The organism is Pseudomonas sp. AFG_SD02_1510_Pfu_092, from assembly GCF_003331055.1.
Classification (GTDB): domain Bacteria; phylum Pseudomonadota; class Gammaproteobacteria; order Pseudomonadales; family Pseudomonadaceae; genus Aquipseudomonas.
Window position 1 is genome coordinate 1 of sequence record NZ_PUQD01000008.1, and the last position, 23,947, is coordinate 23,947.

Genomic DNA, 23,947 nt, shown 5'->3' on the forward strand with positions numbered 1-23,947 from the left:
CCCTTAAACAAAAACCCGGTGTTTGCCGCCGTTTTGTGGGGGCGGCCCCCCGCCTCGGGGGGCCCGGCGGGCCCCCCCCCCCCCCCCCCCCCCCCCGGGGGCCCCCCCCCCCCGGGGGGGCGGGGGGGGGCCCGCGAATGGGCTGCAAAGCAGCCCCCTGTAATCTGACAGGCACAAAAAAGCCCGGCACATGCCGGGCTTTTTCATGGCTAGAGCTTAGCGCGCACGGTAAGTGATGCGGCCCTTGCTCAGGTCGTAGGGCGTCAGTTCGACGCGGACCTTGTCGCCAGTGAGAATACGGATGTAGTTCTTGCGCATCTTTCCGGAGATGTGCGCGGTTACGACGTGCCCGTTTTCCAACTCCACGCGGAACATGGTGTTGGGCAGGGTGTCGACGACAGTACCTTCCATTTCGAAGCTGTCTTCTTTCGACATGCAGTAGAGCCCTCGGATCCAGTGTTGGCCCGACGCATAACCGCACCGGGCAAAAAAGTGGCGTGGATTATGCCCGAAAACTGTGTGTCAAGCCAATGCCTTTCAGTTGAGGGTGACCCAGCGCTGATTTATCAACAACTCGATAGGCCGATACTGCGTCTTGTAGTTCATTTTCTTGCAGTTCTTGATCCAGTAACCCAGATAGACCGCTTCCAGGTCCTGGCGCAGGGCTTCGGTGATCTGCCAGAGGATGGCAAAGCGGCCCAGGCTGCGGCGCTCTTCGTCCGGCTCGTAGAAGGTGTACACCGCCGACAGGCCGTTGGGCAGCAGGTCGCATACCGCGACCGCCAGCAAACGGCCTGCCAGGCGGAACTCGTAGAACCAGCAGAACGGCAGGTCGCGCACCAGAAAGGTGGAAAACTGGTCGCGGCTGGGCGGGTACATGTCGCCGTCGGCGTGGCGGGTTTCGATATAGCGCCGGTACAGCTCGAAGTACTCTTCCTTGAATGCCGGGCGTGCCGCGGTCACGGTCAGGTCGGCGTTGCGCTTGAGAATACGCCGTTGCTGGCGGTTGGGGATGAAGCGCGCCGCCGGGATGCGCGCCGGCACGCAGGCATTGCAGTTCTGGCAGTGCGGGCGGTACAGGTGGTCGCCACTGCGGCGAAAGCCCATTTCCGACAGGTCGGCGTACACATGCACATCCATCGGCTGGCTGGGGTCGAGGAACAGCGTGGTCGCCTGTTCATCGGGCAGGTAGCTGCAGGAGTGGGGCTGAGTGGCATAGAACTTCAACCGCGCCAACTCTGTCATGATCAACCCCTTCGGTGAGACTTTGTTTTAAGTGTAAGCCAGCTATGGGAACTCGCCTAGGCAACCCACGTGGCGCTGTTGGGCTGGTCGAGGTGGCGTGCCAGGCAGCTGGCGAACTGGGCGCGGCTGATGGCCTGTGCACCCAGGCTGTGCAGGTGGTTGGTCGGCATCTGGCAATCGATGAGGGCGAAACCGGCCTGGCGCAAGTGGTTGACCAAAGTCACGAAGCCGACCTTGGAGGCGTTGTCGGCGCGGCTGAACATCGATTCGCCGAAAAACAGCTGGCCCATCGCCAGGCCGTACAGGCCGCCCACCAGCTCGCCGTCCTGGCGCACCTCCACCGAATGGGCGACGCCGCGCCGGTGCAGCTCGCAGTAGGCGGCGCGCATGCTGTCGGTGATCCAGGTGCCGTCGGCGTAGTCGCGTGGCGCGGCGCAGGCGGTTATCACGGCGGCGAAATCGCTGTCGAAGCTGACCTGGTAGCGGCCTTGGCGCAACAGCTTGGCCAGCGAACGCGACACGTGCAGCTGGTCCGGGAACAGCACCGTGCGCGGGTCGGGCGACCACCACAGAATCGGCTGGCCGTCCTGGTACCACGGGAAGCAGCCGTGGCGATAAGCCTGCACCAGGCGCTCGGGGCTGAGGTCGCCGCCGGCGGCAAGCAGGCCGTTGGGTTCGTGCAGGGCCTTTTCCAGGGGTGGGAAGGTCAGCGAATCGCGGGTCAGCCAGGTGAGCATGGTCTCTCGTGCGGTGGGGGAGGGGAGCGGTCAGCATGGCGTGGGTGAAAAGCAGGGTCAATCTCTTTGCCTTCTTCAACACAGTAGCGCCCCTATGGGAGCGGGCAGGCCCGCGAAGAGGCCGGTACAGCCGTTCAAAATAGGCAATTTCCTACACATTGATGAAACCGTAGGCACCATCTGCCACATTTGCTGTCACACCTGTGCAAAAACACAGCATAAGCCTTTGTCACAGAAGGCAATGCGTGCTCAAATTGCAGGTATACGAAAGTCGCCCCCACTCGAGCGCCTGATGGCGCGCCGTCATGGCAGTGGGCGGGCAGTAATGTTAAAAGTAGTGGTTCATTGGCCGCACCGTCGGCCGATCACTATTTGGACGCGCAGCACGCGCAGGAATAGACGCGTTTTGAAGAAATCCACCGCAACTCCAGCTCCCTTGCCCGTGCCCCTGTGGCGGCAGCAGCTGCATTATCGCCTCAAGGAAGGTGCGTTGATCGCTGTCGGCGCCCTGTGCCTGTACCTGTGGATGGCGCTGCTGACCTACGACACGTCGGACCCGGGCTTCAGCCACACCGCCAACGTCGACCAGGTGCAGAACGCCGCCGGGCGTGCCGGTGCCTACTTCGCCGACATCCTGTTCATGGTGCTGGGTTACTTCGCCTACATCTTCCCGCTGCTGCTGGCAGTCAAGACCTGGCAGATCTTCCGCGAGCGCCACCAGCCCTGGGACTGGAGCGGCTGGCTGTTTTCCTGGCGGCTGATCGGCCTGGTGTTCCTGGTGCTGTCCGGCGCGGCGCTGGCGCATATCCATTTCCACCCGTCGCCTAGCCTGCCGTTCTCCGCCGGTGGAGCGCTGGGCGAGAGCCTGGGCGACCTGGCGCGCAACCTGCTGAACGTGCAGGGCAGCACGCTGATGTTCATTGCGCTGTTCCTGTTCGGCCTGACCGTGTTCACCGACCTGTCGTGGTTCAAGGTGATGGACCTGACCGGCAAGATCACCCTCGACCTGTTCGAACTGCTGCAGGGCGCGGCCAACCGCTGGTGGGAAGCACGCAACGAGCGCAAGCGCCTGGAGGCGCAGCTGCGCGAGGATGAACCGGTGATCAAGGCCGCGCCGATGGCTGCCGAGCCGCGCGAACCGGCCAGGCCGGCGCTGCGCGAGCGCATCTTCAAGCGTGAAGAAGCCCCTGCCCAGCCAGCCGAGCCCCGCGAGCCTACCCTGTCACGCGAGCCGGTGCTGCCGCGTGAGACACCGGCGCCACGTGAGCCGGTAGTGCCCCGGGAGCAGCCGGTTGCGGCGCCGATGATCGTGCCGCCGACAGCTGCAGCCAAGGCGCCGGAGCCCAGCAAGCGGGTGATGAAGGAGAAGCAGGCGCCGCTGTTCATCGACAGCGCCGTGGAAGGCACCTTGCCGTCGATCTCCATCCTCGACCCGGCCGAACAGAAGAAGATCGAGTACTCGCCAGAATCCCTGGCCGGTGTCGGCCAGCTGCTGGAAATCAAGCTCAAGGAGTTCGGCGTCGAAGTGACGGTCGACTCGATCCACCCGGGCCCGGTGATCACCCGTTACGAAATTCAGCCGGCTGCCGGTGTGAAGGTCAGCCGCATCGCCAACCTGGCCAAGGACCTGGCGCGTTCGCTGGCGGTGACCAGCGTGCGGGTGGTCGAGGTCATCCCCGGCAAGACCACCGTGGGTATCGAGATCCCCAACGAAAACCGGCAGATGGTGCGCTTCTCCGAAGTGCTGGCCACGCCGCAGTACGACGAGCAGAAATCGCCTGTCACCCTGGCCCTGGGCCATGACATCGGCGGCAAGCCGGTGATCACCGACCTGGCCAAGATGCCGCACCTGCTGGTGGCCGGTACCACCGGTTCCGGTAAGTCGGTGGGTGTGAACGCGATGATCCTGTCGATCCTGTTCAAGTCCAGCCCGGAAGACGCGCGGCTGATCATGATCGACCCGAAAATGCTCGAGCTGTCGATCTACGAAGGCATCCCGCACCTGCTTTGCCCGGTGGTCACCGACATGAAGGACGCCGCCAACGCCCTGCGCTGGAGCGTGGCCGAGATGGAGCGGCGCTACAAGCTGATGGCGGCCATGGGCGTGCGTAACCTGGCCGGCTTCAACCGCAAGATCAAGGACGCCCAGGACGCCGGCGAGATCATCCACGACCCGCTGTACCGTCGCGAGAGCATGGACGACGAGCCGCCGGCGCTGAAAACCCTGCCGACCATCGTGGTGGTGGTCGACGAATTCGCCGACATGATGATGATCGTCGGCAAGAAGGTCGAAGAGCTGATCGCGCGTATCGCGCAAAAGGCGCGTGCCGCCGGTATCCACCTGATTCTCGCCACACAGCGCCCGTCGGTGGATGTGATCACCGGCCTGATCAAGGCCAACATCCCGACCCGCATGGCGTTCCAGGTGTCGAGCAAGATCGACTCGCGGACCATCATCGACCAGGGTGGTGCCGAGCAGCTGCTGGGCCACGGTGACATGCTGTACATGCCGCCGGGCACCAGCCTGCCGATTCGCGTGCACGGTGCGTTCGTCTCCGACGACGAGGTGCACCGCGTGGTGGAAGCGTGGAAGCTGCGCGGCGCCCCGGACTACAACGACGACATCCTCAACGGCGTCGAAGAGGCCGGCAGCGGCTTCGAAGGCGGCGGCGGTGGCGGCGATGGCGAAGATTCGGAAAGCGACGCGCTGTATGATGAGGCCGTGCAGTTCGTGCTGGAAAGCCGCCGCGCGTCCATTTCGGCGGTGCAGCGCAAACTGAAGATCGGCTACAACCGCGCCGCCCGCATGATCGAAGCCATGGAAATGGCCGGCGTGGTCACCCCCATGAACAGCAACGGCTCGCGGGAAGTGATTGCCCCGGGCGGCCCGCGCGACTGATGACACCTTGCCCGACGCCAACGGTGGCGCCGGGCCTTTTCAATGCTCGATGAGGAATCCCATGCGCGCGATTCGCATGCTGTTGGTATCTGCCCTGGCCGGGGCTTGCGTGTCGGCCACCGTTTCGGCTTACGCCGCTGAGCAGGACGTGCAACGCCTGACTCAGCTGCTGGAGAAGTCGCAGACCATCGAGGCCAACTTCTCCCAGCTGACCCTCGACGCCGGCGGCACCAGCCTGCAGGAAACCTCCGGCAAGATGACCGTCAAGCGCCCGGGCCTGTTCTACTGGCACACCGATGCGCCGCAGGAGCAGGTGGTGGTGTCCGACGGCAAGAATGTCACCCTGTGGGACCCGGACCTGGAACAGGCGACCATCAAGAAGCTCGACCAGCGTCTGAACCAGACCCCGGCGCTGCTGCTGTCCGGGGACGTGTCGAAGATCAGCCAGAGCTTCGATATCACCTCGAAGGAGCAGGGCGAAGTGATGGACTTCACCCTCAAGCCGAAAACCAAGGACACCCTGTTCGACTCGCTGCGCGTGTCGTTCCGCAAAGGCCTGATCAATGACATGCAGCTGATCGACAGCGTCGGCCAGCGCACCAACATCCTGTTCAATGGCGTCAAGGCCAACCAGGCGGTGGCGGACAGCAAGTTCAGGTTCGACATCCCGCAAGGCGCGGACGTCATCAAGGAGTAACCAGAGCCCGCCATGGACCTGTTTCGAAGCGAACCTGTCGCCCAGCCCCTGGCCGCCCGTCTGCGCCCGTCCAACCTGGATGAGTACGTCGGCCAGGAGCACCTGCTGGCGCGCGGCAAACCGCTGCGCGAGGCGCTGGAGCAGGGTGCGCTGCACTCGATGATCTTCTGGGGGCCGCCGGGGGTGGGCAAGACCACCCTGGCGCGGCTGCTGGCGCAGTTCTGCGATGCGCACTTCGAAACGGTCTCGGCGGTGCTGGCCGGGGTGAAGGAAATCCGCCAGGCGGTCGAGGTGGCCAAGCAGCAGGCTGGCCAGTATGGCCGCCGTACCATCCTGTTCGTCGACGAAGTGCATCGCTTCAACAAGTCGCAGCAGGATGCCTTCCTGCCTTATGTGGAAGACGGCACCCTGCTGTTCATTGGTGCCACCACCGAAAACCCGTCGTTCGAGCTGAACAACGCGCTGCTGTCGCGGGCGCGGGTGTATGTGCTCAAGAGCCTCGACGAGGCGGCGCTGCGCAAGCTGGTCAACCGCGCGCTGACCGAAGAACGTGGCCTGGGCAAGCGCAACCTGCGGGTGGGCGACGACGCCTTCAAGATGTTGATGGCCGCCGCCGATGGCGATGGCCGGCGCATGCTCAACTTCCTCGAGAACGCCTCCGACCTGGCGGAAGACGGCAGCGAGATCGACGTCGGCATGTTGCAGAGCCTGCTGGGTGACAGCCGCCGACGTTTCGACAAGGGGGGCGAGGCGTTCTACGACCAGATTTCCGCGCTGCACAAGTCGGTGCGCGGCTCCAACCCTGATGGCGCCCTGTACTGGTTCGCACGCATGCTCGACGGCGGCTGCGACCCGCTGTACATCGCCCGCCGCGTGGTGCGCATGGCCAGCGAAGACATCGGCAACGCCGACCCGCGTGCGCTCAGCCTGTGCCTGGCAGCCTGGGATGTGCAGGAGCGCCTGGGCAGCCCCGAGGGCGAACTGGCGGTGGCCCAGGCCATCACCTACCTCGCCTGTGCACCAAAAAGCAACGCGGTGTACATGGGCTTCAAGACCGCCCTGCGTGAGGCCGCCGAGCATGGCTCACTGGAGGTGCCGCTGCACCTGCGCAACGCCCCGACCAAGCTGATGAAGCAACTGGGCTATGGCGACGAGTATCGCTATGCCCACGACGAGCCCGACGCGTATGCCGCTGGCGAAGACTACTTCCCCGAGGCGCTCGAGCCGCGCCAGTACTATCAGCCGGTGCCGCGCGGCCTGGAACTGAAGATCGGCGAGAAGCTGCGCCACCTGGCCGACCTTGATCGCAACAGCCCTCGCCAACGGAGAAAACCGTGATTGCATTGATTGCCGCCGTCAGCGCGGGCGGTATTGCCGGTACCTTGTTGCGCTTTGCTACCAGCAACTGGGTGGTTGCCCACTGGCCACGGCACTTCTATCTCGGTACGCTGGCGGTCAACCTGATTGGCTGCCTGCTGATCGGCCTGCTCTATGGCCTGTTTTTGCACAAGCCGATGGTGCCGGTCGAGCTGCGCGCCGGGCTGATCGTCGGCTTCCTTGGCGGCCTGACGACTTTTTCCTCTTTTTCGCTGGATACCGTACGCCTGCTGGAAAGCGGGCAAGTGCCGCTGGCGCTGGGCTATAGCGGTATCAGCGTGGTGGGCGGGCTGCTTGCAACCTGGGCCGGCCTGTCCCTGACCCGATTCTGAACCAACACCTACACATAACGAGAGAACGATATGCTCGATTCCAAACTGTTACGCGGCCAACTTCAGGAAGTGGCGCAACGCCTGGCCTCCCGTGGCTTCAGCCTGGATGTCGCGCGCATCGAATCACTGGAAGAGCGCCGCAAGGCGGTGCAGACCCGCACCGAGCAGCTGCAGGCCGAGCGTAACGCCCGTTCCAAGTCCATCGGCCAGGCCAAGGCCAAGGGCGAAGACATTGCGCCGCTGATGGCCGATGTCGAGCGCATGGCCAACGAACTGGCTGCCGGCAAGGCCGAACTGGACGCGATCCAGGCCGAGCTGGACGGCATCCTGTTGACCATCCCCAACCTGCCGGACGCCAGCGTGCCGGTCGGTGCCAGCGAAGACGACAACGTCGAAGTGCGCCGTTGGGGTACGCCGAAAACCTTCGACTTCGACATCAAGGACCATGTCGCCCTCGGCGAAGTGAGCGGTGGTCTGGACTTCGAGGCGGCCGCCAAGCTGTCTGGCGCGCGCTTTGCCGTGCTGCGTGGGCCGATCGCCCGCCTGCACCGCGCCCTGGCGCAGTTCATGATCAACCTGCACACCGGCGAGCACGGCTACGAGGAACACTACACCCCGTACCTGGTGCAGGCCCCGGCCCTGCAGGGTACCGGCCAGCTGCCGAAGTTCGAGGAAGACCTGTTCAAGATCAGCCGCGAAGGCGAGGCAGACTTCTACCTGATCCCGACCGCCGAAGTGTCGCTGACCAACCTGGTGGCCGGCGAAATCCTCGACCCCAAGCAGCTGCCGCTGAAGCTGGTCGCGCACACCCCGTGCTTCCGCAGTGAAGCCGGTGCTTCCGGCCGCGACACCCGCGGCATGATTCGCCAGCACCAGTTCGACAAGGTCGAGATGGTGCAGGTGGTCGAGCCGTCCAAATCGATGGAAGCCCTGGAAGGACTGACCGCCAATGCCGAGCGCGTGCTGCAGTTGCTGGAACTGCCATACCGCGTGCTGGCCCTGTGCACTGGTGACATGGGCTTTGGCGCGGTGAAGACCTACGACCTGGAAGTGTGGGTACCAAGCCAGGACAAGTACCGCGAAATCAGCTCGTGCTCCAACTGCGGCGACTTCCAGGCACGCCGCATGCAGGCCCGCTGGCGCAACCCGGAAACCGGCAAGCCGGAGCTGGTGCACACCCTCAACGGCTCCGGCCTGGCGGTCGGCCGCACCTTGGTCGCGGTGCTGGAGAACTACCAGCAGGCCGACGGTTCGATCCGTGTGCCGGACGTGCTGAAGCCATACATGGGTGGCGTCGAGGTCATCCGCTAAATGGATTACCTGCCGCTGTTCCACAAGCTGCAGGGCGCCCGCGTGCTGGTCGTCGGCGGTGGTGAGATCGCCTTGCGCAAGGCGCGCCTGCTGGCTGATGCCGGCGCTGCGCTGCGCGTGGTGGCGCCGGAAGTCGACGGCCAGTTGGCCGCGCTGGCCCGGGAAGGTGGCGGCGAGGTGCTGGTGCGTGGCTATCAGGCTGCCGACCTGGTCGGTTGCCGGCTGGTGATCGCGGCCACCGACGACCCGGGGCTCAATGCCCAGGTGTCGGCGGATGCACAGGCCCTCAGCCTGCCGGTCAACGTGGTGGATGCGCCGGCCCTGTGCACGGTGATCTTCCCGGCGATCGTCGACCGTTCACCGCTGGTGATCGCGGTTTCCAGTGGTGGCGATGCGCCGGTACTGGCGCGGTTGATTCGCGCCAAGCTGGAGGCATGGATCCCGTCGGCCTATGGCGAACTGGCCGGGCTGGCCGCGCGTTTCCGGCACAAGGTCAAATCCTTGTACCCGGACGTCAACCAACGCCGTGGCTTCTGGGAAACCGTGTTCCAGGGGCCGATCGCCGAGCGTCAGCTGGCCGGGCAGCGTGCCGAGGCCGAGCGCCTGTTGCAGGCCATGGTCGACGGTAACCCGGTACAGCAGGGCGGTGAGGTGTACCTGGTAGGTGCAGGCCCGGGCGATCCGGACCTGCTCACCTTCCGCGCCTTGCGGCTGATGCAGCAGGCCGATGTGGTGCTGTACGACCGCCTGGTAGCACCGGCGATCATCGAGATGTGCCGGCGTGATGCCGAACGTATCTACGTCGGCAAGCGCCGTGCCGAGCATGCCGTGCCGCAGGACCAGATCAACCGCCTGCTGGTCGACCTGGCCCGGCAAGGCAAGCGCGTGCTGCGCCTGAAGGGCGGCGACCCGTTCATCTTCGGGCGTGGCGGTGAAGAGATCGAAGAGCTGGCCGAGCAGGGCATCCCGTTCCAGGTGGTGCCGGGTATCACCGCAGCCAGTGGGTGTTCCGCCTATGGTGGCATTCCGCTGACGCACCGTGACTATGCACAGTCGGTGCGCTTCGTCACCGGGCACCTGAAGGACGGCACCAGCAACCTGCCGTGGAACGACCTGGTAGCGCCGGCGCAGACGCTGGTGTTCTACATGGGCTTGGTGGGCTTGCCGACCATCTGTGCCGAGCTGATTCGCCATGGTCGCGCGGCCAGCACCCCGGCGGCGTTGGTGCAGCAGGGGACGACGCGTAATCAGCGTGTGTTCACCGGCACTTTGGCCGACTTGCCGGAGTTGGTGGCCCAGCATGAAGTGCACGCGCCGACCCTGGTGATTGTTGGGGAAGTGGTGCAGTTGCGGGACAAGCTGGCCTGGTTCGAAGGTTCGCAGAACACCTGAAATCGTTGGGGCTGCTGCGCAGCCCATCGCAGGCAAGCCAGCTCCCACAGGTACTCACAAGCTTCAAGCCTTGTGCAGGCCCTGTGGGAGCTGGCTTGCCTGCGATGGGGCGCAAAGCGGCCCCTGACGATTTCAAGCCTGCCAGATCCCCTTGCCCGCCAACCGCTCCCGATCATGCGCCAGGCCAAAGTCCTGCAAAGGCCCTTTAGGCACGATCCCGTTCGGGTTGATGGTCTTGTGGCTCAGGTAATAGTGCTTCTGGATATGCTCCATGTTCACCGTGCCCGCAACCCCCGGCCACTGGTACAGCTCGCGCAGCCAGTTCGACAGGTTGTGGTAGTCGCTCAGGCGCCGCAGGTTGCACTTGAAGTGGCCGTGGTACACCGCATCGAAACGCACCAGGGTGGTGAACAGGCGCACATCGGCTTCGGTCAGGTACTCGCCCGCCAGGTAGCGGTTGCGGCCGAGCAGCGCTTCCAGGTAATCCAGTTCGTTGAACACATCGTCGAACGCCGCCTCGTAGGCGTCCTGCGTGGTGGCAAAGCCTGCGCGGTACACGCCGTTGTTCACCGCCGGGTAGATGCGTTCGTTCAGTGCCTCGATGGCCGGGCGCAGCGGCTCGGGGTACAGGTCCAGCGTATTGCCGGTCAGCTCGTTGAACGCGCTGTTGAAGATGCGGATGATCTCCGCTGATTCGTTGTTGACGATGCGCTTTTCTTTCTTGTCCCACAGCACCGGTACCGTCACGCGGCCAGTGTAGTGCGGGTCATCCTGGGTGTAGCGCTGGTGCAGGTACTGCAGGGCGTCGAGATGGTCACCGCTGGAGCCTTGCTGCTGGTCGAAGGTCCAGCCATGGTCCTGCATCAGCCAACTGACCACGGATACGTCGATCAACGGCTCCAGGCCCTTGAGGGCGCGGAAGATCAGTGTGCGGTGGGCCCAAGGGCAGGCCAGCGAGACGTACAGGTGGTAACGGCCGGCCTCAGGCGCTGGCAGTTGATTGCGGCGCTGGGCGTTCTCCCGTTTGAACGTGCCGTCCTTGCCGTTTTCATACCACTGGTCATGCCAGCGGCCGTCGATCAAAAGGCCCATGCTGAGCTCCTCGAAACAAAGTGGTTTGTCGTTGGAGCCCAGTCTAGGGCAAATCGTTCGAACAACTAGCGCAAAGGCTGCACCCTTACTATCTACTTATTCGATTGGTTGCGGGCGTTCCAGTAACCACGCGCCGTGGCGAAAGCGTGTTCACGGTCTTGGCCCAAGCCACGCAGGGCCAGGGCGATGGTAGCGACCACGGCCATTTCACCGTAGCTGTCCTGCGCCTCACCGCGCCACACCGCCAGCATTTGCTCGGGCTGAAGGCTCGGCGGCTTCACATGGCGACGCTCGCTCAGTGCCGGCCATTCCTCGTCCCAGGCTGCGCCGGCGGTGGTGCCGTAGAGGTGGCTGATGACGTCGGGGTTGACCTCGACTTCACCACCATCGCCCTTGATCACCACGGCATGGTCGCCCAGCAGGCGGCTGGCCTCGCGGTGCACCGCCTGGTAACCGGGGTGGAATATGCTCTGCAGGCCACAGCGCGCGCCCAGCGGGTTGAGTACCCGGGCCAGCGAATGGATCGGCGAACGCAAGCCGAGGATGTTGCGCAGGTCGATCATGCGCTGCAATTGCGGCGCCCAGTCCTGCAGCGGGAAGAAGGCCAGGCGGTGCTGGTCCAGGGCCTGGCTGAGCGAAGCCCAGTCGCGGCACAGCGGGATTTCCAGCAACGACAATAACTGCTCGGTGTACAGGCGCCCGGCGGTATGCGCGCCACCGCCATGCATCAGGATGCGCACGCCATTGTCGGCCAGGCACTTGGCGGCCAGCAGGTACCACGGCAGGTGGCGCTTCTTGCCCGCGTAGGTCGGCCAGTCGAGGTCCACGGCGATGCGCGGCGCCTGCAGGTGCGCGCGCAGGGCTTCGGTGAAGCCGGCCAGTTCTTCGGCGCTTTCTTCCTTGTGGCGCAACAGCATCAGGAAGGCGCCAAGCTGGGCGTCCTCGACCTTGCCCTCCAGCAGCAGGGTCATTGCGGCGCGGGCCTCCTCGCGGGTCAGGCCGCGTGCGCCGCGCTTGCCTTTGCCGAGAATGCGCACGAACTCGGCGAACGGGTGTTCGGCGGGGGTTTCCAGGGTGAGCGGGCGTGGCTGGGTCATATGCAGTTGGTCGGCTTGGGCAGGCCCGCCAGCTTGGCGGCGAGTTTGGCGGGAGTGCCATTGAACAGGCGGTTCAGGTGCGGGCTGTTGCCCTTGTCCGGGCCCAGCTTGAGCGCTGTGTACTTGATCAGTGGGCGGGTTGCCGGGGACAGCTGGTATTCCTGATAGAACTGGCGCAGCAGTTCGATGATCTGCCAGTGGTCCGCCGTCAGCGCGATACCCTCACGCGCAGCCAGCGCCTCGGCGGCGGCGGGGGACCAGTCTTGCAGGTCGAGCAGAAAGCCGTCCTTGTCCAGGGCGATCGCCTGATCGCCAACGTTGAGGGTATTCATAACCAGCTGTTGACCTTGTCGTAATGCAGCGACAGTTCGACGAACCCGGCGTAGTCCACGGCCTTGGCCAGGTCGTTGCCGAGCGCTCGGGCTTGCAGGTCTTCGTCCAGGGCGAACAGGCGTTGCGCCAGGCCGGCGGCTTGCAATTGGCGGTGTGGCTCGCTGCCGCTGCGCAGGGCGTATACCGCATCGCCGCACAGCAGCAGAGCGTCGTCGGTGCCGAGCAGGCGCAGGCAGCTGGCCAGGCGTTCGTCGCCAAACGGTGAGTGGGCAATTACATGCAGGGTCGTCATCAGAGCGTTACCACCTGGTCGAAACGGGCGATCAGCGCGGCCAGTGCGGTGTCATCCAGCACGTGCACCGGCAATGTCAGGCTGTCGGCGGCCAGGCCACGGCGGGCGAGGCTGTGGCTGCAGGCGAACAGCTCTTCGACGCCGAACATGGGCAGTGCTTGCAGGTTGGCAGCGAGGTTCTTCTGTTGGAGGGCTGTGGGTTGCTGGTCCGCGGCAAGCTGGAACACGCCGTCGTCGAGGAACAGCATGCCCAGAGGCAGATCGAACGCACCGCCCGCCAAGGCGATGTCCAGTGCCTCACGGGCTGATGGGCCGTTCCAGGGCGCCTGGCGGCTGATGATCAACAAGGATTTGGCCATTTCAGTCGCCTCCGAAGCAGACAAGGCGGTCAGCAACCTGCGCCGCTTCATGCAGCTGGCCAAGCCCCGACAATTCCCAAGGCTTGGGCAGGTTCACGGCCGGGCGCTGGTAGCGGCTGGCTTCGGCTTCGTCGAGCACGCCACGGCGCAGCGCGGCGGCGATGCACACCACCGCGTCCAGCTGGTTGGTCTCGATGAAGGCGCGCCATTGGCCGGCCACATCCAGTTCGTCCTGGGGGGCGACGACGTTGGCCGAGGCACTGTGCACCCCGTCCTGGTAGAAGAACAGCCGGGCAATTTCATGCCCGCCAGCGAGCACCGCCTCGGCGTAGCGCAAGGCGCGCCGCGAGGAGGGCGCATGCGCCGGGGAGAACACCGCGATAGCGAATTTCATGGGCAACTCATGCAAAAGGAATGGTGCCATGATAAAGCAAAAAAGCCCGCGCCCGCTTGTGCATGGCGGGGCGGGCTTTTTACAGGAAAAAACAGGCCTCAAGCCTGCTCCTTGCCCTCCGGCAAGAACCAGTTCAGCAGCAACGCGCAAATACCCCCGGTAGCGACACCCGACTCCAGCACGTTGCGAATCGCCGCCGGCATGTGCGCGAGGAACTCTGGCACTTGCGCCACACCCAGGCCCAGTGCCAGCGACACCGCGATGATCAGCAGGGCACGACGGTCCAGGCGGGTGCTGGCCAGAATATTGATGCCGGAAGCGGCAACCGCACCGAACATGACCATGGCCGCGCCGCCCAGTACCGGCTCCGGTACCGCCTGGATCACCCCGGCAACGCTCGGGAACAGGCCCAGCAGCACCAGCATCACGGCGATCCACAGGCCGATGTGGCGGCTGGCAATACCGGTCAGCTGAATCACGCCATTGTTCTGCGCAAAGATCGAGCTCGGGAAGGTGTTGAACAGGCCGGCCAGCAGCGAGTTGGCCCCGTTGACCAGCACACCGCCCTTGATCCGCTGCATCCACACCGGGCCTTCGACCGGCTGGCGTGACACCTTGCTGGTGGCGGTAACGTCACCGATGGCTTCCAGCGAGGTCACCAGGTAGATCACCAGCATTGGAATGAACAGCGCCCAGGAGAAGCCCAGGCCGAAGTGCAGCGGCATTGGCACTTGGAACAGCGCGGCCTCGTGCATGCCGGTGAAGTCCAGGCGACCCAGGTAGCCGGCCAGGGCGTAGCCGACCGCCAGGGCGATGACAATGGCGCAGCTGCGCATCCACACCACCGGGATGCGATTGAGGGCGACGATGATCGCCAGTACCACGCCCGACAGCAGCAGGTTCTCGCCGTTGGCGAAGGTGCCGTTGCCCATGGCGCCGAAGCCGCCGCCCATGCTGATCAGGCCGACCTTGATCAGGGTCAGGCCGATCATCAGCACCACGATGCCGGTCACCAGCGGGGTGATCAGGCGTTTGACGAAGGGCAGGATGCGCGACACGCCCATCTCGACGAACGAGCCGGCGATCACCACACCAAAGATCGCCGCCATCACGCCTTCTACCGGAGTGCCTTGCTTGACCATCAGCGCACCGCCGGCAATCAGCGGGCCGACGAAGTTGAAGCTGGTGCCCTGAACGATCAACAGCCCGGCGCCGAACGGCCCGAAGCGTTTGCACTGGACGAAGGTGGCGATACCCGAGATCACCAGCGACATGGAAACGATGAGGTTGGTATCACGCGCCGAAACGCCCAACGCCTGGCAGATCAGCAGGCCAGGGGTGACGATCGGCACGATGATCGCCAGCAGGTGCTGCAGGGCTGCCAGCAGGCCGATAAGCAGCCGTGGCTTGTCCTCCAGACCAAGCACCAGTTCATTGGCAGGCGCCGCCGCGCCTGGGCTGTGTTCGTGTGAGCTCATTAAGAAAGCCGCCCCGGAAGAAAAAGGAACGCATTCTACGGGGTGATGGCGGTTTGGGGTAGAGCAATGCACGATGGCAGCATGATCGCCGAGCATTCGCGCGATTATCTGACTTTAAGGTCAATTGACGAGGTTTCTCCAGGCCCGCCTCGGTCACCTGTGGGAGCGGGCGTGCCCGCTAAGCAGGCGACGCGGTGGTTGGCACCGGCTTTGCCGGTGTTCGCGGGCATGCCCGCTCCCACAAAGATCTATGACAGCCTTGGAACTTGAGCATGAAAAAAGCCCGCCGAAGCGGGCTTTCTCACGCAGCAATCAATCAGTCATCACGGCCCATGATGCCGAACAGTTGCAGCAGGCTGACGAACAGGTTGTAGATCGATACATACAGGCTGATGGTCGCCATGATGTAGTTGCGCTCACCACCATGGATGATCGCGCTGGTCTGGAACAGGATGCACACCGACGAGAACAGCACGAAGCCAGCGCTGATCGCCAGTTGCAGGCCGCTGATCTGGAAGAAGAAGCTGGCCACGACGGCGCCCAGCAGCACGAAGAAGCCTGCAGTGATGAAGCCGCTGAGGAAGCTCATGTCCTTGCGGGTGATCAGTACATAGGCCGACAGGCCACCGAACACCAGCGCAGTCATGGCGAACGCCGAGCTGACTACCTCGGCGCCACCGGCCATGCCCAGGTAACGGTTGAGGATAGGGCCGAGAATGAAGCCCATGAAGCCGGTGAGCGCGAAGGTGGACACCAGGCCCCAGGCCGAGTCACGCAGTTTGTTGGTAAGGAAGAACAGCCCGTAGAAGCCGATCAGTACCACGAACACGTTCGGGTAGCCGACGCGCATCTGCTGGGCCACGAAGGCCATGACACCGCTGAAGGCGAGGGTAAGTGCCAGCAGGCTGTACGTGTTGCGCAGGACCTTGCTGATCTCCTGCTGCTCGACCTGCTGGCCGTGATGTACGGCGTAATCCTGTTCGCGCATGGCGACACTCCTTGGTAAACCTGTGGTTGTCAAACGTTCAGATGCCGTGAGTCTATCAGAGGTCCCGCAACCCGCGACACAGAGAGTTTGACAGCGTGTTTCATTACGGTATGATGGCGGCCGCAAAACGAGCTGGAAGCGTGGCCGAGTGGTTTAAGGCAACGGTCTTGAAAACCGTCGATGGGCAACTATCCTAGAGTTCGAATCTCTACGCTTCCGCCATATTCAAAGCCCTGATTATTCAGGGCTTTTTGCGTTTTTGGGGCATAGAAAAACGACCCGTGGGAAAACCCTTGGGAATGGTTTATTTCGGAAGCGCTTCCGATACTTTCTTACTTGGTCGGTTTCGCCAGGGCCCCAACTCGGCGATATACCCGCTCGGTAATGTCGCCCTTGGTGTGGCCCAGCAGCAGGCTGGCGTGCTCGACATCGACGATCTCGGATGCTGCTTTCGGGCGGATGTCACGGAACTGGAATTGGCTAATACGGCCAGCCAGCACTTGGTCGCCGGCGGCTACCGCTGCTTTCACTGCTTCCTCCCGGGCATCGTCCCAGCGGTGGCGAAGCATGGCGGCCGTGACGCGTTTTCCTGACTCGGTCAGCAAGAGATACGGCGAACCGTGCGGCGCGTTCCGCTCCAGTATCTTCCGGATCAATGCGCCCAGGCCGCTTTCGACTCCATCCACCTCAAGCATGATCCTCAGCTTCTTGTGGGTCTTTTTCTGCTTTACACCGAGGGCCTTATCCTCGATGTCATCCCTTCTCATCACCAGCACGTCCGCCGGACGCTGGCCCGTCAAATACGCCAGGTCCATGGCGTCCTTCAATTCACCCACCGCCTTCGCGTAAACCGCGCTCCAAATCGCATCGTTCGCATAGAAGTCCCTGGGCACTTCCTTGTTTTTGCGAACGCCCTGGCATGGGTTCTCTTTGGTGGTAAGACCCCATTCCCGTGCCATGTTGTAGACGTGCGATAGGAGGGCGATTTCCCTATTCGCGCGCACCGGCGCCGATCGTGCATCGCGGTACTGGGCGACAAGCGCTGGCGTAATGGCCTCGATGGGGGCCTTGTCGAAAAATGGCCGCAACTGCCGGAGCTCTGCCAGGTTATCCTTCTGCGTACGCTCGCCCTTTTTGGGGATAATGTCTCGCTCATAGCGATCAAAGATTGCCCCCATCATCAGCAAGTCACGCGGTTTTTCCCGGGCCTCCAGCTCTGCCCATTTCATCCGGGCCAGGCTTAGGTCCGTGCCCAAGGCGATTTCCTGGCCGTCCTTGTCGCGGTAGTAGTAACTGATCCATGCCTTGTTCGGGTTCTTCTTGCTCTTGCTGGTGCGCTTACGCCGGTACACGCCCGGCGGCAAATCCCTGTTCTCTGTGCTACGGGGGCGCATATCACCTCACCTTTGAAAAATCAGGCGTCCACACTGGTGCGGATGGCGGGGGGGGCGGTGCCAGCGGCACCACCTCAAGGGTTACGCCCAGCTTCATGCGGGCATACTGGCGACCCACCAAGGGCCGGCCGCCGCGACTCTCGACGAAGTGCCAGCCGCGCTCATTGAGCCAGCGGCGCTGCCAGCCCCTGGCCTTGTAGCCGGTTAGGTCGGCCAGCTCTTCGTCCGAAAGGATCTCGGTTTCCATGGGATGGTCTCCACGCCGCCGGTGGCGGCAGGTTGGTGGTCAGGTGGGAGTCTTTTCGAGCACCGTGTCGGCGAATTTGAGTGCGGCCTGGGCGTCGTTGACATAGGCCGGGTCGAAGCCCCCGGCGTAGTGGATAACGCGCTGGCAGGCGTCCAGTTCTTTGCGCGCCAGGCGCAGCGCCTGGGTCAGTTCTTCCTGCAGCGCACCCTCGGCGCGGCCGATATTCCAAAACTCTTTGCCCCAATGGCCTTCAGGAGGCGGGTTGCTGTTTTGCTTGCCGAAGGCCATGGCGCCAAGGATGGCGTCACAGAGCAGCCGCTTGTAGATGTTCGCGCCATCCAGACCCAGGCCACCGCGCCGACGCAGAGTGCTGACGACCTCGTCGACGTTCAGGCCGCTATCCTTGAGCACGATGTCGAGCTCGGGCTTATCCGGGGTGTAGATGACCAGGGCCAGCTTTGCGCCTGGCCACAGGTCGGCCGCGATGCGCTCCAGGCAGTCATTGGCAGTTTGATGAAATTGCTGAGTTGCGGACATAGGAAATCCTCGCCCGTGCATGTCGGCGGGCTTGAGTTGTAGGGGGATGGGTTAGGCTTTGGCGATGATGTCGGCTTCGGCTAGCTCGCAGAAGAACGAACAGGCCGGCAGCTTTTCGTTTCGGCGAACCGGACCGTCGCCGAGCTCGCGCAGGGAGAACCGCACGTTTGTGGTTCGGTTGCGGAACAGGTACGAGCCTTCGCCCAGGTCGTCCTGGATGGTGCACAGCGCCTCGAACTGCTGCGGGAAGTCCTGGCGGATGGCCCGAAAGTAGCCTTCGCCGCCCTTCACACAGCCGATGCAGTTGGCGTTCTCGTAGCCCATCCGGTACATCAGGGGTAGTTCGATGCCGGCGCGCAGCAGGATGGCCTTGCAGTCGTCCTTGCCCAGGCCTCGGTCGATCAGCGGGGCGATCACCGGGCGGTCTGGATTGCGTTCTCTGAAATCCTCCAGCCGATCAGCCTCCTCGGCGGTGTAGCCGAACACCATCACATCGCCAGGCTGCTTCCATGAGTCGAGCAACCGCCGCTTAAGGATCTTGGTGCAGGGGGCGCCAGTGCGTCCCTTCATGTAGCGCTCGCGGCGAAACACCTCGTGGGCGTCGGCGCCGTACTTCTCGTCACGCAGGACGGTGATCGGCTGGCCGAACCAGACTTCGCAGTCCTGGGCGAACCGGCGGTTGTCCTCATGCTCGTTGGCGAGGAAGGCGTTGATGATCTGCACGTCGTGCGTGCTGCCGTACTCTGCCAAGGCCAGCTTGGTGGCCACCGCCGAAGCGGCGCCGCAACTGAACTGGCAGACGATCCTTGCGTTCATCGCGGCGCCTTCCAGATCAGGTAGGCCATGTAGGCGAGGGCGATCATGGCTGGGCCTCCGGGCTGGGCTTTGGATTGGGTATCGGCTGAAATGCGACGATGTCGCTGCCGAAGTCCTTGCTAGTGAAGTTGAACTGGCCGAACGGCCAGCGGTAGGCGAAGGCTCCAGTTCGGACGCATCCGGCCAGCACACTGCCGCAGCGCAGGCGCACATCAATCCATTCGGATTTGGGGTCGTTGTCGTGGCTGGCGCTGAGCCATTGGCCCTTCAGCTGCTCCACTGCCTCCACCACTTCGGATATCTCGAAATCTCGGCCGCGCCGGCCGACGATGCTGTGGATCCGGTGAATGCCTTGCTCCCAGCGATCCTTGCGGACAAGGGAGCCGTCCCTGCGGAACTCGTAGTCCTCGACTTTGGCGTCGCGGAACTCGGGCCGGCGGAAATCTTGCTCTGTGACTGGTCGACTCACATCTGATACCTCTCATCAATCCAGCGCCCAGGCGCCATAGCGGGTGTAGGTTCGGGTTGGGCTTCGTGCGGGGAGAGCTGGCGCTCGTTGCCGGCCACTTGCGGCAGCCAGACCTTCACGCAGCTGATGGCGTTGTTCCTCAGCGAGTTCATGACGTAGCAGACGACGCCGCGGGGCTTGTCCTCGAAGGACCAGACGCCTGACGGAAGTTCGGCTGCGCTGGCGCCGGTGGCCAGCAGCAGGAGGCAGAGGGCGAGGCGGGTCATGCCGCCACCTTGTGGCGGACCCACACGCAAACAGGGCCGTCTTCGGTGTCATGGATCGAGAGGGTGAACCAGCCATCACCGGCCGGCTTGCTTGGCTGCCATGGCGTGCAGTCATAGTCGCCGCCAGCGTCGAGCCATTCCGCATTCAGTTCTTCCGGGCCGTCGTTTTCCATCTCGACCACGCAGTACTCCAGGCCGTGGTCGCCGAACCAGCTGAGTGGAAGTACGCATTCGTCGCCGTCGTCCGGCCAGGCCGGGTGGGTCCAGAAGCCGTATTCGTCGCGCTCGACCGTCAGCGGCCGGATCAGTTGCTTTTCTTCAGGCATGACTTCGTCCTTGGCCGCCATATCGCGGCAGTGAGTTGTACAAGGGGTTTGGTTCGGTACAAGAAAATCGGCCAGTGGTCCGATTCAGTTCTCAAGCTGCAATACCGAGATTGCGTCTCGCCTCGCTTTGGCTATGGTGAGAGTTCACCCCTGGCATACAACTAAAGTCGTAGGAGGTCGACATGAGGATTCGCGGTGAAGTTTTTTGGAAATGGGCTGATCCTTCGCTTCACCACCGTACTCATGACGAGACCCTTAGCGATGGAACGCACATAGATGTCCAGGTGCGACTGTCGCGGGCAGGTAACACGCAGATGTTCATTGGGGTGTATGCCGCGAGTGGCATGGCCCTTCATGAGGAGGCATTCGATTCGCGTCCAGGTGAATCCATGACCAGGGCTCTGGCCTGGGGCGTGGGCCGGGCGCGTCGGATCGCCACTGATACCCAGCCGGAATTCGATAAGGTCGCCTGCGCTAAATGAGCAGCGGGTAGAGTACAAATGTTCTACTAATTGACCTGCTTCGCCTGGCGGACCTTGAACATAATCATGGTCCGTCTGGAGGTCGCCTATGATGTAACGGTTTATCGGCATGTCGTCGCCTTGGCCACCATTACTTGGCAAGTTATTAAGCTGAATGAGGTAGCATGACAGTTGGGCAGGGATGCTCACCGATGTTAGACGCCCAGCAGGCGCCAATCGACGGTGACAGGGAGTAAAAACTACTAGAGTGCTGTCCCAGCACCCATGCAGGTTTGACTTCTGCTGCCTTGCGAGATGACAAATGCCATTGGAAAAAAAGTTTACTGCTTACCAGCTCCTCAGAGAGTTGGATGCCGTGACGTCTTCGATCATGAATCAAATAGCCTATGGACGCATTGGGAGCCTGTCGTGGAAGGAAACTCAGGCGCTACATAGGGAAATCTTCGAAAAGTGGATGAGCTTTGCCGCTACGCTTGATTCGCCTGATTTGCATAACCTAGGGATCGAAGCGAGCCGTGATACGGATTCAGATGAAGTCCGCCCCGCTTGATGCTTATACATAGAGTCGTGCTTTGTATAAGTTTTTCCGGTTGTCCGCTAGCCATATATTTGGCGTCAAATAAGTTGAATCAATTTAGTTGTTGCGGTAAGAAATAAGCTCATAACAGCTAGGGACTTCGGACGATGGTAAGGGAACGTGGTGAGTGCTTCTGGAAGTGGGGCGATCCCAAATTACACACTAGGACCCACACCGAAACGTTGAGTGACGGTTCGCAAATCGATGTCCAGGTCCGCCTTTCGAGAATCGGCGCGACCCAAATGTTCATCGGTATTTACGGCCCCAGCGGAGCGCTGACCCACGAAGAGAGCTTCGACTCCCGCCCAGGCGAAACCATGACGCGGGCGATGGCTTGGGGTGTCGGGCGTGCTCGCCAAATAGCAAGCGAAGCCCAAACGCCGTCCCGCAAGGTCGTGTCGAGGTGAGCAGCCTCAGTACTGTCGCCTGGCGCAGCTGCACTCGGTCATAGGTCCCAGGCCGACCACAGTCTGGCCAACCTCGGCCGCATCCCGCTCAGCCTCTTCTTTGGTCCACCAGAAGGCAGTACCAACCATCCAGGCTATTGGGTCGGGGTGGGGCTGTCCTGGGTGCGATGGCAGCTGCCGGCGGCAATCGTTGCATGCATGGATGTGCCGATTCTCGACGCCATTCAGCATTCCGCTGCCGTGCCATGGGTGGTAGCCGGGCGATGTGCCGCAGTAGTCACATGGTGGGTAGCTTTCGGGATCGGCGTGGGGCTGCGGGGCTGGCGCTGGCTCGGCCATTTCCTCGTCATGCGATTCAAGGCAGTGCTCGCACAGGTTGTGTTCCAGTTCGCGGCGCGTCTCGCACCAGCCGCCGCAGTTGTTGTGGAACTGGCACTCGGTCATTTCGCTATCGCTGACCAACTCTGTGTTGCTGGATCGGTTTTCTGTGGGCATGGGGATACCTCAAGCGAGACGTTCAAGTTGTTGTTGGATGCGCCGGCCGATCCAGCGGACGACGAACACGGCCTTACTGTTGCCGATCGCCTTGTAGCGCGGGCCATCCGGGCATTCATTGGCGGGCTTGCCGCGATAGGGGATTCGGGTGTGGTCGCCAGGGAAGCCCTGGAGCCATTCGCACTCGCGCGGGGTGAGCCGACGCACGTGGGCGTTTGCCTGGACCGCTTGCACTTCCGCCCGAGCTTCGAGGGTGTAGGCGTGGTCGGCCTGAACTCCTACTCCATCTGGCCCGCTGGAGGGATTCTCACGGAGTGCTCCGGCTTGAATTGCGTGGGCGATGATCGGCTGACCGCGCCCAGTACCATCTTCACTGGCGTCGAAGCCTTCGGCCTTCAGCGTATGAGTTACCTCGCCAGTGACGCACACCGCGACCTGGCCGCCGGCGTTGGGGTGGCTGGCGCCGTGACCCATGGCTCGAAGTGTTGGGGCGAGGTGCCCGGCGTCGGCGCCGTGATCCTTGCAACTGAAGGCGATGCAGGGCTGACCTTGGCCAGCCTTGCCGCCGCCGGCAGACAGAGTTCCAACTACCTGGCCATCCCCGCCTTCAAGCCTCACTTCCGCTCTGCTGTTCTCGGCAAATGCCAGAACCACATTCTCTTGTCCGCTATTCCTGCCCAGCGTATGAGCCATGCCTTGCAGGACACATGGATCCTGCGTCCCGTGCACTACCAGCATGCCGTTCTCAGCGTCCTGTTGGGTGGCACTGCCGGCCGCCTTGCCGTTTGCCTGGAGGGTTCCGGTTACCTGTAGGCCGCCAGCCAGGTCAAAATCAATACCGAGGCCGCCGCCCGCGCTGGCTCTGGAGCTCAAGGTTCCGGTCACGTAAGCGTCGGAGTCGAGCCGGTGGCTTGCGTTTGGCTGCGCCCGGAGCGATGGGGCAATACAGAAGGTCTCGCTCTCTATGTCCAAGCGAGTGTCGTTGGCCGTCAGTGTGGCGGCCTGGCTGACATTTCCCTGGAGGCCGTGGCCGCCATATGCCGGCACGCCAGCCAAGACCTCGACTGCCGGCCCGTCTTCGCCCTCGCAATTTGGGCATCCGTACTGGCCCAGGCCTAGATCGAAGATCCATCCGCAGCCGCACTGGAGTGCAGGGCCGAATGGAGCTCGGCCGGCAACGTCTTGCCCCTCGCCTCGGCGCGGCGCAGTATCCCGACGCACGCCTTCGCGCTCAAAAAGTACTTCGAGGGGATCGAACCCTGCTCGAGCACTTGCGACAACGAACACACGACGGCGTCGTTGGGCCAGGCCGAAATATTGGGCATCCAGAACCCGCCATGCGACTGTTCGCGTGGGTCCATACACACAACCAGCGTCCTTCCATTTGCCCCCTGGCGGTTGGAGTTCTTCGGATTCGCCCACCAGGGCGCCGAGGAAGCAGCCAAACGCGTTGCCTTTGTCGGAGAGGACGCCGGGGACGTTTTCCCAGAGGCAGACGGCCTCGGGCTCTCCTCGCATGGATCGAACATGGTCAATTGCATCGAACAGCTCCACGTATTTGATGGTAAGGGCGCCGCGGGGGTCGGCTAGGCCTTCCCGCATGCCGGCCACGCTGAAGGCCTGGCAGGGTGTTCCGCCGACCAGGACATCGGGCGCCGGGATCTTTCCGGACAGCACCATGGCAGCCAGACAGGTCATGTCGCCATGGTTCGGCGTCTCAGGGTAGTGGTAGGCCAGCAAAGCGCATGGGAACGGCTCGATCTCGGCGTACCAGTCGGCACGCCAGCCCAGCGGGTGCCAGGCCTCGGTCGCAGCTTCAATGCCGCTGCAGACGCTTCCGTAGGTAATGGGCATTGGTGATCCTCGCCGGGGAGGCGTTCATCGTTTGAGAGGGGAAGGCGCTGGCGG

The 23,947-nt window shown here is 63.1% G+C and carries 29 protein-coding genes and 1 tRNA gene; 10 read left to right on the forward strand and 20 right to left on the reverse strand.

The window, feature by feature from the left end; genetic code table 11:
- Positions 1–216: 216 nt before the first annotated feature.
- The 3 genes from infA to aat all read right to left on the reverse strand — a co-directional run bounded on the left by infA (position 217) and on the right by aat (position 1,982).
- Positions 217–435: a translation initiation factor IF-1 gene (gene infA, locus C6A77_RS05510; RefSeq protein WP_002553999.1), complete on the reverse strand. Its 219-nt coding sequence runs from the start codon at positions 433–435 to the stop codon at positions 217–219.
- A 102-nt stretch (positions 436–537) separates the two neighbouring features.
- On the reverse strand, positions 538–1,245 hold the full coding sequence (locus tag C6A77_RS05515; protein ID WP_114168379.1) for an arginyltransferase: 708 nt from the start codon (positions 1,243–1,245) through the stop codon (positions 538–540).
- A 56-nt stretch (positions 1,246–1,301) separates the two neighbouring features.
- Complete coding sequence (gene aat, locus C6A77_RS05520) at positions 1,302–1,982, reverse strand: leucyl/phenylalanyl-tRNA--protein transferase (protein WP_114168380.1); 681 nt, start codon at positions 1,980–1,982, stop codon at positions 1,302–1,304.
- A gap of 406 nt (positions 1,983–2,388) precedes the next feature.
- On the opposite strand from aat, the gene C6A77_RS05525 reads away from it, so the two are divergent.
- The 6 genes from C6A77_RS05525 (at position 2,389) to cysG (ending at position 9,990) form a co-directional block, all read left to right on the forward strand.
- Positions 2,389–4,881 (forward strand): DNA translocase FtsK, encoded by a 2,493-nt coding sequence (locus C6A77_RS05525; RefSeq protein WP_161959649.1) that lies wholly within the window; start codon positions 2,389–2,391, stop codon positions 4,879–4,881.
- A 61-nt stretch (positions 4,882–4,942) separates the two neighbouring features.
- Positions 4,943–5,578 (forward strand): outer membrane lipoprotein chaperone LolA, encoded by a 636-nt coding sequence (gene lolA, locus C6A77_RS05530; protein ID WP_114168382.1) that lies wholly within the window; start codon positions 4,943–4,945, stop codon positions 5,576–5,578.
- 12 nt (positions 5,579–5,590) lie between these two features.
- Positions 5,591–6,916 (forward strand): replication-associated recombination protein A, encoded by a 1,326-nt coding sequence (locus C6A77_RS05535; RefSeq protein WP_114168383.1) that lies wholly within the window; start codon positions 5,591–5,593, stop codon positions 6,914–6,916.
- Entirely contained in the window at positions 6,913–7,287 is a 375-nt protein-coding gene (gene crcB / locus C6A77_RS05540; protein ID WP_114168384.1) for a fluoride efflux transporter CrcB, read from the forward strand. The genes C6A77_RS05535 and crcB overlap by 4 nt, the downstream gene beginning before the upstream one ends.
- A 30-nt stretch (positions 7,288–7,317) precedes the next feature.
- Positions 7,318–8,598 carry a serine--tRNA ligase gene (gene serS, locus C6A77_RS05545; protein WP_114168385.1) on the forward strand — a complete coding sequence of 427 codons (1,281 nt, stop codon included), beginning with the start codon at positions 7,318–7,320 and terminating at the stop codon, positions 8,596–8,598.
- Positions 8,599–9,990 (forward strand): siroheme synthase CysG, encoded by a 1,392-nt coding sequence (gene cysG / locus C6A77_RS05550; protein ID WP_114168386.1) that lies wholly within the window; start codon positions 8,599–8,601, stop codon positions 9,988–9,990.
- A gap of 132 nt (positions 9,991–10,122) precedes the next feature.
- On the opposite strand, the gene C6A77_RS05555 is transcribed toward cysG, so the two are convergent.
- From C6A77_RS05555 to C6A77_RS05595, 8 genes are all read right to left on the reverse strand, one after another.
- On the reverse strand, positions 10,123–11,082 hold the full coding sequence (locus C6A77_RS05555) for a glutathione S-transferase family protein (RefSeq protein WP_114168387.1): 960 nt from the start codon (positions 11,080–11,082) through the stop codon (positions 10,123–10,125).
- A 92-nt stretch (positions 11,083–11,174) separates the two neighbouring features.
- A complete protein-coding gene (locus C6A77_RS05560; RefSeq protein ID WP_114168388.1) occupies positions 11,175–12,179 on the reverse strand; it encodes a glycosyl transferase family protein in 1,005 nt (334 codons plus the stop codon).
- Positions 12,176–12,511 (reverse strand): TusE/DsrC/DsvC family sulfur relay protein, encoded by a 336-nt coding sequence (locus C6A77_RS05565; RefSeq protein ID WP_114168389.1) that lies wholly within the window; start codon positions 12,509–12,511, stop codon positions 12,176–12,178. The genes C6A77_RS05560 and C6A77_RS05565 overlap by 4 nt, the downstream gene beginning before the upstream one ends.
- Complete coding sequence (gene tusB, locus C6A77_RS05570) at positions 12,508–12,804, reverse strand: sulfurtransferase complex subunit TusB (RefSeq protein ID WP_114168390.1); 297 nt, start codon at positions 12,802–12,804, stop codon at positions 12,508–12,510. The genes C6A77_RS05565 and tusB overlap by 4 nt, the downstream gene beginning before the upstream one ends.
- Positions 12,804–13,163 carry a sulfurtransferase complex subunit TusC gene (gene tusC, locus C6A77_RS05575; RefSeq protein WP_114168391.1) on the reverse strand — a complete coding sequence of 120 codons (360 nt, stop codon included), beginning with the start codon at positions 13,161–13,163 and terminating at the stop codon, positions 12,804–12,806. The genes tusB and tusC overlap by 1 nt, the downstream gene beginning before the upstream one ends.
- Position 13,164: 1 nt before the next feature.
- Positions 13,165–13,557: a sulfurtransferase complex subunit TusD gene (gene tusD, locus C6A77_RS05580; protein WP_060497741.1), complete on the reverse strand. Its 393-nt coding sequence runs from the start codon at positions 13,555–13,557 to the stop codon at positions 13,165–13,167.
- Between the two features lie 98 nt (positions 13,558–13,655).
- Positions 13,656–15,035: a uracil-xanthine permease family protein gene (locus C6A77_RS05585; protein WP_114168392.1), complete on the reverse strand. Its 1,380-nt coding sequence runs from the start codon at positions 15,033–15,035 to the stop codon at positions 13,656–13,658.
- 316 nt (positions 15,036–15,351) lie between these two features.
- On the reverse strand, positions 15,352–16,023 hold the full coding sequence (locus C6A77_RS05595; RefSeq protein ID WP_003251184.1) for a Bax inhibitor-1/YccA family protein: 672 nt from the start codon (positions 16,021–16,023) through the stop codon (positions 15,352–15,354).
- 134 nt (positions 16,024–16,157) lie between these two features.
- Between C6A77_RS05595 and C6A77_RS05600 the strand changes: the two genes are divergently transcribed.
- Positions 16,158–16,245, forward strand: a tRNA-Ser gene (locus C6A77_RS05600).
- Positions 16,246–16,355: 110 nt separating this feature from the next.
- Here the strand turns inward: C6A77_RS05600 and C6A77_RS05605 are convergent.
- Genes C6A77_RS05605 through C6A77_RS05635 form a run of 7 tightly spaced genes read right to left on the reverse strand, consistent with a single transcriptional unit; the run spans position 16,356 to position 20,078 of the window.
- Positions 16,356–17,417 (reverse strand): tyrosine-type recombinase/integrase, encoded by a 1,062-nt coding sequence (locus tag C6A77_RS05605; RefSeq protein WP_114168394.1) that lies wholly within the window; start codon positions 17,415–17,417, stop codon positions 16,356–16,358.
- A 1-nt stretch (position 17,418) separates the two neighbouring features.
- Positions 17,419–17,664: a DUF4224 domain-containing protein gene (locus C6A77_RS05610; protein WP_114168395.1), complete on the reverse strand. Its 246-nt coding sequence runs from the start codon at positions 17,662–17,664 to the stop codon at positions 17,419–17,421.
- A gap of 39 nt (positions 17,665–17,703) precedes the next feature.
- Positions 17,704–18,201: a hypothetical protein gene (locus C6A77_RS05615; protein ID WP_114168396.1), complete on the reverse strand. Its 498-nt coding sequence runs from the start codon at positions 18,199–18,201 to the stop codon at positions 17,704–17,706.
- 51 nt (positions 18,202–18,252) lie between these two features.
- Complete coding sequence (locus C6A77_RS05620; protein WP_114168397.1) at positions 18,253–19,017, reverse strand: hypothetical protein; 765 nt, start codon at positions 19,015–19,017, stop codon at positions 18,253–18,255.
- A gap of 43 nt (positions 19,018–19,060) precedes the next feature.
- Positions 19,061–19,486: a hypothetical protein gene (locus C6A77_RS05625; protein ID WP_114168398.1), complete on the reverse strand. Its 426-nt coding sequence runs from the start codon at positions 19,484–19,486 to the stop codon at positions 19,061–19,063.
- A complete protein-coding gene (locus C6A77_RS05630; RefSeq protein ID WP_114168399.1) occupies positions 19,483–19,752 on the reverse strand; it encodes a hypothetical protein in 270 nt (89 codons plus the stop codon). The genes C6A77_RS05625 and C6A77_RS05630 overlap by 4 nt, the downstream gene beginning before the upstream one ends.
- Positions 19,749–20,078 (reverse strand): hypothetical protein, encoded by a 330-nt coding sequence (locus tag C6A77_RS05635; RefSeq protein ID WP_114168591.1) that lies wholly within the window; start codon positions 20,076–20,078, stop codon positions 19,749–19,751. The genes C6A77_RS05630 and C6A77_RS05635 overlap by 4 nt, the downstream gene beginning before the upstream one ends.
- A gap of 182 nt (positions 20,079–20,260) precedes the next feature.
- On the opposite strand from C6A77_RS05635, the gene C6A77_RS25900 reads away from it, so the two are divergent.
- From C6A77_RS25900 to C6A77_RS25905, 3 genes are all read left to right on the forward strand, one after another.
- Positions 20,261–20,560 (forward strand): hypothetical protein, encoded by a 300-nt coding sequence (locus C6A77_RS25900; RefSeq protein WP_114168400.1) that lies wholly within the window; start codon positions 20,261–20,263, stop codon positions 20,558–20,560.
- A gap of 301 nt (positions 20,561–20,861) precedes the next feature.
- Positions 20,862–21,110, forward strand: a complete 249-nt coding sequence (locus tag C6A77_RS05645; protein ID WP_114168401.1) for a hypothetical protein — start codon at positions 20,862–20,864, stop codon at positions 21,108–21,110.
- 134 nt (positions 21,111–21,244) lie between these two features.
- Positions 21,245–21,544 (forward strand): hypothetical protein, encoded by a 300-nt coding sequence (locus C6A77_RS25905; protein ID WP_114168402.1) that lies wholly within the window; start codon positions 21,245–21,247, stop codon positions 21,542–21,544.
- Positions 21,545–21,550: 6 nt separating this feature from the next.
- Here C6A77_RS25905 and C6A77_RS25615 read toward each other — a convergent pair whose 3' ends face one another.
- On the reverse strand, positions 21,551–22,039 hold the full coding sequence (locus C6A77_RS25615; protein ID WP_114168403.1) for a hypothetical protein: 489 nt from the start codon (positions 22,037–22,039) through the stop codon (positions 21,551–21,553).
- 9 nt (positions 22,040–22,048) lie between these two features.
- The gene (locus C6A77_RS05660) at positions 22,049–23,893 is read right to left on the reverse strand and encodes a DNA cytosine methyltransferase (protein WP_114168404.1); all 1,845 of its coding nucleotides are present in this window, start codon (positions 23,891–23,893) and stop codon (positions 22,049–22,051) included.
- Positions 23,894–23,947: the final 54 nt, after the last annotated feature.